This is a genomic window from Kribbella rubisoli (assembly GCF_004217145.1).
GTDB classification, from domain to species: domain Bacteria; phylum Actinomycetota; class Actinomycetes; order Propionibacteriales; family Kribbellaceae; genus Kribbella; species Kribbella rubisoli.
Map to the genome: position 1 here is coordinate 1,984,502 of NZ_SHKR01000011.1, position 14,600 is coordinate 1,999,101.

Sequence of the window (14,600 nt, forward strand, 5' to 3'; positions counted from 1 at the left end):
TGCTCACTGGATCAGGCAGATCCCCCGAGCTGTCCCTGAGCGTGCCTCAGGGATGATCGGGAACCCCGCCTACTCCTTGATGTCGCGGTGGTGTTCCTCGACGACGCGGTATTCCTCTTCGACGGCCGGGTCGATGGCGTCGGTGGCCACGCGGCGGCGGCGGTTGGTGATGTAGAAGGACAGCAGGATGCCGGCCAGGCCGGCCAGCAGCAGGATGTAGCCGACCACCTGCAGGTTCACGGCGTCCCACGTGTCGCGGACAGCGAACGCGAGCACGGCGCCGACCACCATCAGAAAGATCCCCACACCGATGCTCATCCGAGCCTCCCAGTGAGTCGCGTCCTACATCGTCAAAGCTACCTCTCTGTACCCACGCTCCAAACAGCTAACTGATGACAGCTAACTGATGACAGGCCGGCGAGCAGTTCCGCGGTGCAGGGCCAGGTGTCCGCCGAGGAAGCCCGCACCCGCCATCACCAGGTTCCCGGCCATCGCCAGCTTCGTGCCCAACGCGTGCCGCCCGCGGAGACGAGCGACGAGCGAGCCGGTGAACAGGAAGATCGCAATGTCCGCGCCGAGCGCGTGGACCGCACCGATCCTCCGCTCCTCACCTGACAGCTCCGACCAGTCAGCTGCGCCCGCGATAGCCGTCGGCAGGGACGCCAGCAGCCCGAACCCGGCGAGGATCGTCGCCCCGCGACGCGACCGGGACCCGCCCGCAAGATCGAGAAGCGACGTACTGAGCCAGCACCCGGTGGTCACGTCGGTGAGCGACGGATGCAACGAATGACCGAGTACGTCGGTGTGCAGCGGACTGCCTCGTGCCCAGTCGATCAGCGGTTCGTACGCCAACTCCTGCGCGCGGGCAAGCCGCTCGGAAAGGGGGCTTTCGCCGACCGCGCGAACTGCGCGCTGCGGCAAGGATCTCGATGCCACGCTCTCAAGGTACGCTCTCGGCCGTCGCCCCCGGAAGCGCTCGCTACTTGCCGCCCGAGAGCACCAGTTCGACCCGGTCGGGGCCATCGGGTGTGACGCGGATCGGCACGCCCCAGTCCTGCCGGTGCATGTGGCACGCGGGGAACTCCACCTCGGAGGCATCGTCACAGGACGCGGCCTGTACGGCGACATGGAGGACGCCGGTGCCCGCGTGCGGGTCGATGACCAGGCGACGGACGAGATCGCTGGAGTCGCCGGCGCCCTCACGCAGAAGCGTGTCGGGGGTCGCGGAGACGAGCAGACGGGTGGAAGGGCCGTAGCGATCGTCGAGTTTCTGGCCGGGCGGCGGGGTGAAGACGACCTCCAGGGTGACCTCGCCGGCGGCCACGTCCATCGGCGGACGCTGGGTCTGCGTGCTGAACTCGTCAGCGATTGCGGACGCTCCCAGAGGCACCCGCGTCAGGCGATGAGCTGCCGACTCGACGACGAGCAGTTCGTTGCCCACGACAACCGCGCCGCTGGGCTCGGCCAGACCCGTCGCCATCGTCTCGACGACCTCGGTCCGCGGGTCATAGCGGCGTACGGCGCCGTTGTAGGTGTCGGCGATCGCGATCGACCCGTCGGGAAGAACGGTCACGCCGAGCGGATGCTGCAGCAACGCCTCGCTCGCCTTCCCGTCCCGCAGCCCGAAGTCGAACAGCCCGGTCCCGACGGCGGTGTGTACTTCGGTGTCGATCCACCGGAGCGCGGAGATCTCGGAGTCGGCCAGCCACAGCCGATCGCCATCCGCCGCAAGCCCGCTGGTCTGCGCGAACCAGGCCTCCGCCAGCGGCCCGTCCTTCAACCCTTCGTTGGTCGTACCAGCGGCAACCTCAGTCATCCCGGTGAACGGATCGAAGGTCCACAGCTGGTGTACACCGGCCATCGCGATCCACACCTTGTCGCCCCACCACGCCACGTCCCACGGCGAGCTGAGTACGTCGGTGCCGTCGCCGTCCATCCACTGCTTGCCCGTGCCGACCAACGTCCGCACCTGACCATCCGCCAACGAGATCCCCCGCAGCGCATGGTTGACGGTGTCCGCGACAACCACGTCGTACCCGAGGCGGCCGGCGACGTCGGGCGGAAGAACCAAAAGCCCGTTCGGCTCCGAGAACGACGCGTCGTCGGCCGATCCATCCGCGAATCCACGCCGGCCGGTGCCGATCCGGCGTACGACGGTGGTCGCGTCGGCGGCGAGCTCGACGACGCTGTGGTTGCCTGCGTCCGCGACGAGGAGTCCGTTGTCCAGAGCAACGACCTTCGCCGGGAAGCGAAGATCGGTGGGCTCGGCAACAGGTGCGACGTACGGCGACTTGCCACGGGTCAATGTCCCGGCGGCCTCGTGCTTGATCACCAGCTCGGCCAGCAGGGCGTCCAAGGCGTGCGCGTGCCCCTCGCCGGAGTACTGGGCGACGATGTATCCGTTCGGATCGACCAGCACGAGCGTCGGCCAGGCGCGGGCGGTGTAGTTCTGCCAGGTGATCAGCTCCGGGTCGTCGAGCACCGGATGCCCCACCTCGTACCGCTCGACGGCAGCCCGGACCGCGGCCTCTTCGCCCTCGTGCGCGAACTTCGGCGAGTGCACGCCGACGATCACCAGCGCATCGCCGTACTTCTCCTCCAACGGCCGCAACTCGTCCAGCACGTGCAGGCAGTTGATACAACAGAACGCCCAGAAGTCGAGCAACAGAAAGCGTCCCCGGAAGTCAGCGAGCGACAACTCCTGACCACCCGTGTTCAACCAACCCCGACCCCGCAACTCCGGCGCACGCACATGCATGCCCCCATTGTCCGCCGCCGCTCAATCCGATCCGCGCCGGGCCCGGCGGCTGAGATCAGAGCGGGAGGATCAGGGTGTCGGTCAGGAGTTTGGCGGTTTTGCGGAGGGTGGCCGGGGAGGACGAGAGGTCGGTGGCCAGGGCGTAGGGGGTCAAGGTTTCGCCGGGGCCGACGAGGCGGTGGCGGTGGGCGAGGAGCCAGACGATGGCGCGGGGCCAGGTGGACAGGCGGGCCTTGGCGAGGAGGTCGGGGGCATCGCGCACCAGGCGTTCGGCGATGTCGAACGCGTCGGCTGCGTACGCCGTACCGAGGGTTTCGCCGGCCATCAGCCAGGCGTGCGGAGCCAGCACCGAGAGCGTGGCCGCTTGCGAGTTGTCGAGGCCGCGGAGGTCCGGTTGAGGCGGGGAACCTAGGCCGGCCAGGGCTCGGTAAGCGTCTTCCAGGTCGTTGGTGGTGTCGTCGAGGAAGACTCGCTCGCCGGGCTTCGAGCCGACCGGGTCGACCATCGCGGCGGCCTCCAGCGCGGGCTGCCAGACGTCGACGGCATCGACTGCCTCGTCGATCGCATCCAGCGGTAACTGCGTGCGGTCACCCGCGAACCGGAGCCAGGCCTTCACCACAACGGGAACCGCGTCGAAATACGTGCTGTCGGCAAGGACCTTGCGAGGCAGCCAGTGTGCAAGGAAGAGCTCGACGAGCACGGCGCTGACGCGTAACGGACCGCCGACCGTGTGATCCACCGCATGGTCGATCCACAGCCGAACGATGTCGGCGGCATCCTCCGGTAGCGGAGGCGCGGTCTCGAGGAACTCCTCGACCAACTGATCGCGCTGACGCGGGGACAGCAGCGGGCGGATCGGTGGGCGGATCGGGCGCTCCGGCAACTGGGTCAGCCGGTTCACCAGCAGGTCGGTGAAGAACTCGAAGTCCTCGCTGACCGGCGGCTCGTCGTAGTCGCGAGTCTCCCCCAGCGCCTGCAGGATGATCCCGGCCGCGGTCGAGGGCCGCACGGTCCGGATGGTCACCCGGCCACCGCGCTGGTACGCCTCGAGCACCCGATCGACCGGCGGGCCGACGAACACGTCCTTGACGATCGCGCCGAGGTTGTTGTCGATGAACACCACCACCGTGTGCGGATGCTGCTCGTCGTCGTAGTCCAGCACGACACTGAGCCCGTCGCCGGTGATGTCCTCGGACACGATCGCGCTCGTCAGCCGGAACCCGGCGATCCGGGTCACCCACTCGGGCACCGCATCCTGCGTGCGTAACCGGGAAACATGGGCCCGCTGCAACGGCAACCGCCCGGCCGGACCGACCGTCCGGGCCAGACTCGTCAGCAGGACGAAGGATTCGAGATCGCGCCGTTCACCGAGCACGCGCGCGGCGTCGGCCCAGAAGAACCGCTCCACCTCACCGATCTCGTCCGGACGCCCGGCCGGCCACAGTTGATCAGCGAGCATCGAGGCCGAGCGGGCCACCGACGCCTCCGCGATCACCGGATGCAGCGCGGCCGGCACCGCGGCCAGGTCCAGGGACAGCGTTTCGAGCAGGGTCTCCAGCACGGCAACGCTCGGCGTCGTGTCGATATCGACACCCGCCGTCGGCCCGTGCGGCTCGCCCGGATCGGGGACGAGCCGTAAGTGGCTGCGCCGCCCGTCCCGTCCGCGTGGAGACTTGGTCACCTTCGTGAGATTACCGTCCGGAACCAGTCCGCCGCAGTCCAGTGCGCGCGTCCTGTGGATAACGCACGGCCCGTGCTCCCGACGGAGCACGGGCCGAGGCGGTCAGCCCTTGAGGGCACCGGCCATCAGGCCGCCGATGAACCAGCGGCCGAGGAGGATGTAGACGATCAGCGTCGGGAACGACGTGATCAGGGCGCCGGCCATGCTCGCGGCGTAGTCGACCTTCTGCCCGCCCGCCAGCGCGGCCAGGCCCAAGGTCACCGGGCCGTTGTTCTGCTGGGTCAGGAACAGGGCGAACAGGAAGTCGTTCCAGACCGAGGTGAACTGCCAGATCAGCGTCACCACGAAGCCGGAGATCGAGATCGGCAGGATGATCCGCAGGTACGTCTGGACCAGCCCGGCGCCGTCCACCCGGGCCGACTCGATGATCTCGTTCGGCACGATCGTGGCGTAGTAGTTCCGGAAGATCAGCGTGCAGATCGGGATGCCGTAGATGCAGTGCGCGATGATCAGCGTCGGCACACCCCGGGTCACGTCCAGCGCGGTGAACGTCGTACGCAGCGGCAGCATCACCGCCTGGTACGGGATGAACATCCCGAAGAGGATGAACGCGAACACCAGGTTCGCGCCCGGGAACCGCCAGCGGGCCAGCACGAACCCGTTCGCCGAACCGATCAGCGACGAGATGATCGCGGCCGGGATCGCCAGCGACAGCGACCGGATCATGTACGGCTGCAGTACGTCCCAAGCCTTGCGCCAGGGCTCCAGCGTCCAGGTCTTCGGCAGGTTCCACTGCGAGGCCGCGGTGGTGTCGCCGGAGGTCTTGAAGCTGGTGATCAGTACGACGTACACCGGGATCAGCACGAACAGCAGGAACAACAGCAGCAGGACGTACCTGATGGTCCGGCTGCGCCTGGTCGTGCCGTCGGCGGTTGCTCCGCGGCGCGGCTTCTGGCGGATCGCCGCGGCGGTGTGGCCTGTCGCGGCCTCTACGGCGGTCATTGCTCGTTCTCCTGCCGGACGGTCCACGCGAGGTACGGGATGACGAGTACGGCGACGACCGCGAGCATGACGATCCCGATCGCGGATGCCTTGGCCAGATCGCTGCGTAACAAGGTGTTCCACATCAAGATGGCCGGCACCTCGGTGCGGAACTGGTTCGGCCCGGTGATCGCGTAGATCAGGTCGAACAGCTTCAGCGAGATGTGACCGAGGATGATCAGCGCGGACAGTGCGATCGGCGACAGTTGCGGGAACAGCACATGCCGGTAGAGCTTGAACTCCGACGCACCGTCGACGCGGGCCGCCTCGCGCAGCTCCGGCGGGATCCCCCGGAAGCCGGCCAGGAACAGCGCCATGATGTAGCCCGACATCTGCCAGACCGCGGGGAGCGCGATGGACGCCATCGTCGTCCATCTACTGCCCGCGGTCCACCAGGGATTCTCCAGGAAATGCAGGTGGAGGATCTCGAACAACCGGTTCAGTCCCCGCGCGTCCTCGCCCTGGGACGGGTTCAGCAACCAGCCCCAGACGACGCCCGAGGCGATCATCGAGATCGCCATCGGGAACAGGTAGACCGACCGGAAGACCGACTCGCCGGGCACGCCCTTCTCCAGCAGCAGTGCCCAGATCAGGCCGAAGATCAGCGTGCCCACGATGAACGCCACCGTGAGCACGCCGAGGTTCTTCAGCGAGTTGAGGAACCGCTCCTCAGTGAACAGGTTCCCGTAGTTCTCGAACCCGACGTACGACGCAGGGCCCTTACGGCCGGTGTGCCGATCCGTCAGCGAGGTGTTGAAGGACCACGCGATCAGCCCGTAGACGAAGTACCCGAGCAGCAGCACGGTCGGCAGCAGCACCAGGGCACCGGGTCCCCAGGTGCGGATTCTTCCGTGCACGCTCAGTCCTCCGTCTCGTAGCGGTTCCGCAACTCGACCTGCATCAGCTCGTCTTCATCGCGGTGCCGAGCGCCGACTGCAGCTTGGCGATGTCCTGGCTTCCGCTGAACTGACTGAGCGCGGACAGGATGTCGTTGTTCTGCCCGAGCGTGCACGCGGCACCGTGGGCGCAGGACGGCACGATCTTGTCCTTCTTCCAGTCCGCCATCGCCGACTGCTGGTACTTCGGGTAGTCGGCCGGGTTGGCGTCCGAGCGGGCCGGGATCGAGCCCTTCTTGGTGTTGAACGCCTTCTGGCCGTCGGCCGAGCCGACCGTCTTCAGCCAGCACTTCGTGCCGTCGGGGTCCGGGCCGTTGGTCGGCAGCACGAACGAGTCCGACAGGAACTGGAAGTTGCCCGCCGTGCCCGGCGCCGGCCAGTAGGTGTACGCCGTGTCCGGCACCTTGTCGGCCAGTTGCTGCGCGGCGACCCAGTCACCCATCACGAAGTACGCGGCCTGGCCCTTGTTCAGGTACCCCAGCGCGTCCGGCCAGTCGACGGCCTCGCGGTCGGTGTTGGTGTAGGTCAGCAGCTTCTTGTACTTGTTCAGCGCGGACGTCACGTTCGCGCCGGCCCAGTCGGTCTTGCCGTCCCACAGCCCCTTGAAGCTGTCCGGTCCGAGCTCGGCCAGCAGCACGACCTCCATCACCATCTCCTGCGCGAACCCCTTGGAGATGGCCAGCGGCGCCTTCACGCCGGCGGCCTTCAGCTTGTCCATGTCCGCGATCCAAGCGTCCACGGAGGCCGGGGCCGTGGCGGCGTCCAGGCTCGCCTTCTTCAGGACAGACGGGTTCGTCCAGACCATGTTCGCCCGGTGAACGTTGGCGGGGATCGAGTAGATCTTGCCGTCGATGGTCAGGTTGTCGATCAGGTTCTGCGGGAAAGCCTTGTCCAGGCCGAACTCCTTGTACAGATCACTGATGTCGTCGACCTGGCCGGCGTTGATGTAGTCGCTCAGCTCGGCACCCGCGTGCGCCTGGAAGGTGGACGGCGGCTTGCCGGCCTGCAGGTCGTTGGCGAGCACCTGCTTGGCGTTGGAACCGGCACCACCGGCGACGGCCGAGTTGACGAACTTGTAGTCCTTGCAGTCGTTCTGGAACACCGACACCATGCCGTCCAGGCCGGCCTTCTCACCACCGTCGGCCCACCAGGTGAAGACAGTGACGTCCTTGCTCGCGGACGAGCCGCCACCGCTGCCGCCGCTGTTGTCGCTGTTTCCGCAGGCGCTCACCGCGAGAAGACCCGCCGCTCCCACCAGCGCCAGGGTCTTACTCAGACCACCACGCATGATTCACTCTCCGATCAGTTGATGGAGCCGCCTGTGACAACGATGCCCCCTTGACGGCCCAAGCCTGGGACGGTTACCGGCGGGTGTCAACGATCTGCGCAAGCGCGTTGCGCAGCCGTGACCCCTCGCACCTTGACAGTGTGAGAGCGCGCACATACTGACCCGTCAGGAGCCTTGTGCGCAAATGCGCTGTTCGTTTCAGGGCCGCAGCAGAACCTTGATCGCGCGCCGTTCGTGCATCGCGACGTAACCTTCGGCCACGTCGGCCAGCGGGAGCTCCGAATCGAACACCTTGCCGGGGTTGATCTCGCCAGTCAGTACGTCGGTCATCAGGTCCGGCAGGTACGCGCGGCACGGCGCAGCACCGCCCGCGAGCCCGATGTTGTTCCTGAACATCCTGCTGATCGGCACCTCGACCCCGTGCGGCACGCCGACGAACCCGACCGTCGACCCGGGCCGGGCAACGTCGAACGCGGTCGTCATCGACTGAGCGGTGCCGACACATTCCAGCACCGCGTCGGCCCCGACACCCTTCGTCAGTTCGAGTACGGCGTCCTTGGCCGCGTCCCCACGTTCGGAAATGATGTCCGTGGCACCGAATTCCTTCGCCAGCTTTTGACGGGGCTCATGCCGTGACAAGGCAACGACCCGCTCCGCACCCATCCGCGAAGCCGCGAGTACGCCGCAGAGCCCGACCGCACCGTCGCCCACGACAACGACCGTGTCGCCGGCCTTCACCCGCGCGGATCGCGCCGCGTGCCAGCCGGTGCCCATCACGTCGGACAGCGTGAGCAGCGACGGGACGAGCGAGTCGTCGGGCACCTCGGGCGTCGCGACGAGCGTGCCGTCGGCGTACGGGAGTCGCACATACTCGCCCTGGCCGCCGTCGGCCTTGCCCTGGCCGTAACCAACCATGTTCTGGCAGGCGGTCTGAAAGCCGGCCAGGCAGTGCGGGCAGGTGCCGTCGCTCACCACGAACGGCGCGACGACGAAGTCGCCGGGCTTGACCGTTCGGACCTCCGAGCCGACCTCCTGGACGATGCCGACGAACTCGTGCCCGATCGGCCGCGGCTGCTTCACCGGCGGCTCACCGCGGTACGGCCAGAGGTCGGACCCACAGATGCATGAGGCAACGACCTTGACCACCGCATCACCCGGCCCCTCGATCTTCGGGTCCGGAAGCTCTTCCAGCCGTACGTCGAACGGCGCATGGATCACTGTGGCACGCATACGGCACACATTAGATCGTCGTGTACCGGCCCCGTCGATGGACCAGCGCTGGGACCTCGTCGCCGGTGAGCTCCACGTGGACGATCTCCAGCTGCACCTGCAGACCCCAGCCGATCTCGGGCGGGTCCTGGTCGACCAGCGTGCAGCCGGCCCAGGTGCTGACGCCGACCGGCGCCGGTCCCCAGGCGGTGTCCGTCCAGTCGATCATCCGGAACGGTCCGCCCGGGGCCGGAGCGACGTACCCGAAGGCGTCGGCCAGCTGCCGGTGGGGCGCGCCGAGCAGCGACACCACCGCAGTCCTTGCCTCACGCAACGTTTCCCACAGGTCCGAGTCCGGGTCGATCAGCCCGATCACGTACCCAGGCTCACCGTCGGCCACCAGCATCGACGACACCGTGAGCCCGGCCCGGTTCCCGTCGTACGACGTTGTCCACAGCCCGACCGGCGACGGCAACCGTCCACGAAACCGCCGCACCGGACTCCGCTCGGACTCGGGCGGGAGGAACGGGTGATCGCCGTGGATGGTCATGGGGCCTCCCGGCCTGGACTGAGGAGCGCAGGGAGCCCGGTCCTGGGGCCTCCCGGTCTGGACTGAGGAGCGCAGGGAGCGAAGCGACCGGAGCGACGAGGGAAGACCGGGAGTTCCAGCCCCAGGACCTGCCGCGACGGAGTCGCGGCATTCAGCACAGCGACCGGAGCGACGAGGGAAGGCCGGGAGTCACAGCCCCATGACCCGCCGCGACGGAGTCGCGGCATATGTACTGTCACTTCGCCACGGTAACCCGCTCGGAGAGGGTGAACTTGTCGATGGGGCGCATGGTGAGGCCGCTGGATCCGCGGACGGACTCGACGGCGCCGTCGGCGTCGAAGGCGAAGCGGTACGACTCGCCGTACGAGCCGTAGCCGTTGCCGCCGGTGACGCGCAGGGTGTCGCCGTCAGCTTCGAGCTCCTGGGGCTCCTCGGCCGGGTTCGGGCCGGACGGGTCGGTCGCGTAGAGGCGGCCGCCGAGCAGGACGAAGTCGGTGATGCCCCAGAGGTTCGCGAACCGGCCGGTGAACCGGCCCAGCCCTGCCTCTTCGACCCGGTCCTTCGAGTCGGCCAGGTTGAGGAGTCGCAGCAGGCCTTCCGCCAGCTGCGCCGCGGGACCGTCGATCGCGTTGGTCAGCGCCGACACGACGAGCCGGCGTTCGGGGTCGACGAGGGTCCGGGTGATGTGGCCCGGGTACCCGCCGCCGTGGCCGAAGACGTCCACGTCACCGACCTTCGTCACCGCGATGCCGAGGCCGTACCGCGCCTTGTCATCCGCGCCGGTGGTCCACAGTGGGTGCTGCATCTCGCGCTTGGACTTGTCCGACAGCAAGCGGTCGTCGCCGGGCAGGTGCGCGGAGAAGTACGTGACCAGGTCGCGGGCATTGCCGAAGAACCCGGTCGCCGATGCCAGCGCCCGGGTGTCGATGTGCTCGATCGGCACGCGCGTGTCGGCGTACGCCAGCGCGCTGTAGCCGGCGGCGTACTCCGTCAGCCGGGCCGGATCGAGCTCCGGACCGAGCCCGGTGAGCCCGAGCTTGTCGACGATCGCAGTCTGGACGTAGGTGTTGTACGGCGTACCGGACGCCGCCTCGATGACGAGACCGAGCAGGCCGTAGCCGATGTTCGAGTACTTGAAGCGGTCGTTCTCCGGGATCACGGCCGACGACTCGTTCCGCAGTACCGCGAGCAGCTCGTCGCGGTCCGGGAAGCTGGTGGACAGCTGCCACCAGTCGGCGTCGAGGCCGTCCCGGGTGACACCGCCCGCGTGTGCCAGCAGCTCGCGGACGGTCCGCTGGCCGAGCGGCGTACCGACGATCTCGGTGACGTGCTGCTCGGCCTTGTCGTCCAGCCGCAGCCGGCCCTGCTCGACCAGCTGGAACACGGCCGTCGCGGTGAACGTCTTCGAGTGCGACGCGATCCGGAAGAGGTGCTGCTCGGTCAGCGGTACGTCGTTCTCCACGTCCGCGAGCCCGTAGGCCGCCGAGAACGCGATCGCGTCCCCGGCGTACACCGCGACCTGGATGCCCGGCACCCGCTGATAACGCTGGTTGAACGCCAGCCAGCTGTCGTAGTAAGCGAGTGCCTCGGTCAAGCTTTCAGTCACGGTCGGTCTCCTGGACGGATCGGCGGATGGAGATGAGTCAGTCATACCCTCCGTCTCAGGGTCAGCTCAACGACGCTCGGCAGCAACTCCAGCACTGTGGCGGCGTGACTGGATGACCCGGAAGCGGCTCGCGACGTACGCACCGTCGGTGTACGTCGCGTTCGCGGCCGGGTTCGCGCCGGTGCCGTGGAAATCGCTGAACGCGGCGGACTGGTTCACGAACACCGGGCCGGTCAGGTTCTCGGACAGGGCGACGCCCGCGTCGAGCGCCGCATCCCGGGCCTCGTCGAGGATCTTGCTGTCGGTCGAGTAGATGCCGGCGGTCATCGCGCCGCCCTCGGTCACGGTCGACTTGAACAGGTCGATCGACTGCGCCGTGTCCGCGGTCTTGACCAGGAACGAGACCGGCCCGAAGCACTCTCGCCGGTACACGTCCGCGTCCTCCGCGTCGATCGCCACCAGCAGCGGCGTCCGTACGACGGCGTCCGGGAAGGCGGGGTGCTCGATCGCGCGCGACTCCAGCACCACGTCGCCGTACTCCGGGGCGAGCTCGAGGCGACTGATCACGGCCTGGTTCACGATGCCGCCGAGGATCTCGACCGCGCGGGCGTCGTCGCCGAGCAGCTTGCTGATCCCGGTCGCGATGCCCTGGCCGACCTCGTCGAAGGACTTGTGGCCCTCGTCGGTCTCGATCCCGCCGGCCGGGATGAACAAGTTCTGGGTGGTGGTGCACATCTGGCCGGAGTACAGGCTCAGGGTGAAGGCCAGGTTGTTGCACAGCGCCTTGAAGGAGTCGGTGGAGTCGATGATCACCGCGTTGACGCCGGCCTTCTCGGTGAAGACGGTCGCCTGGGTCGCGTTCTGTTCGAGCCACTCGCCGAACTCGCTGCCGCCGGTGAAGTCGATGAGCTTCACTTCAGGCCGCTGCGCCAACGGCTTGGCCAGGCCGTCGCCGGCCCGCTCGGTGGCCAGGGTCACCAGGTTGGGGTCGAATCCGGCCTCGGCGAGCACCTCGCGGCAGACGTCGACGGTGATCGCGAGCGGCAGGACGGCCAGCGGGTGCGGCTTCACGACGACCGCGTTCCCGGTGACCAGGGAGGCGAACAGGCCGGGCCAGGAGTTCCAGGTCGGGAAGGTGTTGCAGCCGATCACCAGCGCGACGCCGCGACCGGTGACGGTGAACGTCTTCTCCATCCGGATCGGGTCACCCTTGGCCGGCTTCTCCCAGGTCGCGGTGGCCGGATAGCGGTGCATCTCCTCGTGCGCGTAGGCGACCGCCTCGAGCGCACGGTCCAGCGCGTGGGCGCCGCCGGCCTGGAACGCCATCACGAACGCCTGCCCGCTGGTGTGCTGGACCGCGTTGGCCAGCTCGAACACCCGCTTGTGCAGCCGGTCGAGGATCTCCAGCACCACGCCGGTGCGTCCGTCGATCCCGGCCCGGCGCCAGTCCGCGAGCCCCTGCTGGGCGGCGGTCAGCAGCTCGTCCAGGCCTTCCTCGACGACGCGTGGGTACGAGACGTCCATCGGGATCCCGAACGGCGATTGCTCGGTGACGACCGTTCCCCGCGCGCCGGGAATGTCCAACTCGTAGGTCTTGGCCAGATGCGCCTCGAACGCCGCCTTGCCGTCGGCCGCCGCGTTCTCGCCGTACACCCGAGGGCTGGGCGACTCGGGGAACGCGGAGTGGTAGCCGCGGCTGCGGATCGCGGTCAGAGCCGCGTCGAGTCGGTCACGATGAGCGGCGAGCAGATCGGTCATGACTGCGATGTTACAGTCGTGGGCGCAACCGGGACTAGAGTGTCATAAACCTTCTTCTCGATGGGGCGGGTCGGATGGACTTGGCAGCCAGGGTGGCCGCGGCGATGTGGGCGGAGGACACCGCCAGCGCCGGGCTGGGCATGCGACTGCTGGCGGTCGGCGAGGGTACGGCGCGGCTCGAGATGAGCGTGCGCGACGACATGGTCAACGGGCACGGGATCGCGCATGGTGGATTCGTGTTCAGTCTGGCCGACTCGGCGTTCGCGTTCGCCTGCAACTCGCGCAACCAGGTGACGGTCGCGCAGGCCTGCGACATCGTCTTCGTTGCTCCGGCCCGCCGCGGCGATCTGCTGGTCGCCGAAGCGCAGGAGCGGACCGCGTTCGGCCGGAACGCGATCTACGACGTGACGGTCACCCGCGGCGACGAGGTGATCGCCGAGTTCCGCGGCCGCAGCCGCCAACTGTCCGGCACCATTCTCGAGGAGCAGTCATGAGCTGTGTTGAATGCGCGCCTCCGGCGCGCGGGTCATGGGGCTGTTGCTCCCGGCCTTCCCTCGTCGCTCCGGTCGCTTCGCTCCCTCCGCTCCTCAGTCCAGGCCGGGAGGCCCCATGACCAGGGAAGCGTTCCTGGTCGACGGCGTCCGGACCCCGATCGGACGGTACGGCGGTGCGCTGGCCGGCGTCCGGCCCGACGACCTCGCGGCGAACGTGATCTCGTCGCTGGTGAACCGGACCGCACTCGACCCGGCACTGATCGACGACGTGATCCTCGGGTGCGCGAACCAGGCCGGCGAGGACAACCGGAACGTCGCCAGGATGGCCGTGCTGCTCTCGGGCCTGCCGGACTCGGTGCCCGGTACGACGATCAACCGGCTGTGCGGATCCGGGCTGGACGCGGTCGCGTCCGCGGCCCGGTCGATCATTGCCGGGGACAACGACATCGTCGTCGCGGGTGGCGTCGAGTCGATGTCGCGGGCGCCGTTCGCGATGCCTAAGGCAACGACCGCGTTCTCGCGGCAGGCGGAGATCTTCGACACGACGATCGGCTGGCGGTTCGTGAACCCGGCACTGCAGGCGCAGTACGGGATCGACTCGATGCCGGAGACGGCGGAGAATGTCGCGGCGGAGTTCTCGATCTCTCGTGAGGACCAGGATCTGTTCGCGCTGCGGTCCCAGCAGCGGGCAGCCAAGGCACAGGCGAACGGGCGGTTGTCCGAAGAGATCGTTGCTGTTGATGTGCCGGGGAAGCGTGGGGCTGTCACCGTGGTCGATGCCGATGAGCATCCGCGAGAGACCTCGCTCGAAGCTCTTGCCGGTTTGAAGACTCCGTTTCGATCGCCGGGGACTGTGACGGCGGGGAACGCGTCGGGGGTGAATGACGGGGCTGCCGCTCTGCTCGTGATGAGCGGGGAGGCAGTGGAGCGCTTCGGGATGAATCCGTTGGCTCGGGTGGTCGGGACGGCCGCGGCCGGCGTACCGCCTCGGATCATGGGGATCGGGCCGGCGCCCGCGACGCGGAAGCTGCTCGATCGCACCGGGGTCGCGTTGTCCGACATCGACGTGATCGAGCTGAACGAGGCGTTCGCGTCCCAGTCCCTCGCTGTACTGCGGCAGCTCGGCCTGCCCGACGATGCCGAGCACGTCAACCCGAACGGCGGCGCGATCGCCCTCGGCCACCCGCTGGGGATGTCGGGGGCACGGTTGGCGTTGACCACGGCGCTGGAGCTTCGCCACCGCGACGCCCGGTACGCGCTGGCCACGATGTGCATCGGTGTCGGACAGGGCATCGCGACCCTGCTCACTCGTCCTTAGG

The 14,600-nt window shown here is 68.2% G+C and carries 13 protein-coding genes; 2 read left to right on the forward strand and 11 right to left on the reverse strand.

Annotation, left to right across the window (positions count from 1 at the left end; all coding sequences use genetic code 11):
• Positions 1-69 precede the first annotated feature (69 nt).
• The 11 genes from EV645_RS12490 to paaN form a co-directional block, all read right to left on the reverse strand.
• Complete coding sequence (locus tag EV645_RS12490) at positions 70-318, reverse strand: DUF6458 family protein (protein ID WP_130442815.1); 249 nt, start codon at positions 316-318, stop codon at positions 70-72.
• Positions 319-399: 81 nt separating this feature from the next.
• Positions 400-936, reverse strand: coding sequence for a DUF2231 domain-containing protein (locus EV645_RS12495; RefSeq protein WP_130442817.1), 537 nt, complete (start codon positions 934-936; stop codon positions 400-402).
• A 43-nt stretch (positions 937-979) separates the two neighbouring features.
• On the reverse strand, positions 980-2,758 hold the full coding sequence (locus EV645_RS12500) for an NHL domain-containing thioredoxin family protein (RefSeq protein ID WP_130442819.1): 1,779 nt from the start codon (positions 2,756-2,758) through the stop codon (positions 980-982).
• A gap of 55 nt (positions 2,759-2,813) precedes the next feature.
• Positions 2,814-4,439, reverse strand: coding sequence for a hypothetical protein (locus EV645_RS12505; protein ID WP_242000344.1), 1,626 nt, complete (start codon positions 4,437-4,439; stop codon positions 2,814-2,816).
• Positions 4,440-4,541: 102 nt separating this feature from the next.
• A complete protein-coding gene (locus EV645_RS12510) occupies positions 4,542-5,441 on the reverse strand; it encodes a carbohydrate ABC transporter permease (protein WP_130442821.1) in 900 nt (299 codons plus the stop codon).
• Positions 5,438-6,337, reverse strand: a complete 900-nt coding sequence (locus EV645_RS12515; RefSeq protein ID WP_130442823.1) for a carbohydrate ABC transporter permease — start codon at positions 6,335-6,337, stop codon at positions 5,438-5,440. The genes EV645_RS12510 and EV645_RS12515 overlap by 4 nt, the downstream gene beginning before the upstream one ends.
• Before the next feature lie 43 nt (positions 6,338-6,380).
• On the reverse strand, positions 6,381-7,664 hold the full coding sequence (locus tag EV645_RS12520; RefSeq protein WP_130442825.1) for an ABC transporter substrate-binding protein: 1,284 nt from the start codon (positions 7,662-7,664) through the stop codon (positions 6,381-6,383).
• Between the two features lie 198 nt (positions 7,665-7,862).
• Positions 7,863-8,894 carry a zinc-dependent alcohol dehydrogenase family protein gene (locus EV645_RS12525; RefSeq protein ID WP_130442827.1) on the reverse strand — a complete coding sequence of 344 codons (1,032 nt, stop codon included), beginning with the start codon at positions 8,892-8,894 and terminating at the stop codon, positions 7,863-7,865.
• 10 nt (positions 8,895-8,904) lie between these two features.
• Positions 8,905-9,423: a flavin reductase family protein gene (locus EV645_RS12530; protein WP_130442829.1), complete on the reverse strand. Its 519-nt coding sequence runs from the start codon at positions 9,421-9,423 to the stop codon at positions 8,905-8,907.
• Positions 9,424-9,658: 235 nt separating this feature from the next.
• Positions 9,659-11,029, reverse strand: coding sequence for a serine hydrolase domain-containing protein (locus tag EV645_RS12535; protein ID WP_242000345.1), 1,371 nt, complete (start codon positions 11,027-11,029; stop codon positions 9,659-9,661).
• Between the two features lie 66 nt (positions 11,030-11,095).
• On the reverse strand, positions 11,096-12,787 hold the full coding sequence (gene paaN, locus EV645_RS12540) for a phenylacetic acid degradation protein PaaN (RefSeq protein WP_130442833.1): 1,692 nt from the start codon (positions 12,785-12,787) through the stop codon (positions 11,096-11,098).
• A 74-nt stretch (positions 12,788-12,861) separates the two neighbouring features.
• Between paaN and paaI the strand changes: the two genes are divergently transcribed.
• Both paaI and pcaF read left to right on the forward strand, forming a co-directional pair.
• A complete protein-coding gene (gene paaI / locus EV645_RS12545; RefSeq protein WP_130442835.1) occupies positions 12,862-13,281 on the forward strand; it encodes a hydroxyphenylacetyl-CoA thioesterase PaaI in 420 nt (139 codons plus the stop codon).
• A 115-nt stretch (positions 13,282-13,396) separates the two neighbouring features.
• Positions 13,397-14,599 carry a 3-oxoadipyl-CoA thiolase gene (pcaF, locus tag EV645_RS12550; protein ID WP_130442837.1) on the forward strand — a complete coding sequence of 401 codons (1,203 nt, stop codon included), beginning with the start codon at positions 13,397-13,399 and terminating at the stop codon, positions 14,597-14,599.
• The last annotated feature ends 1 nt before the right edge of the window (position 14,600 follow it).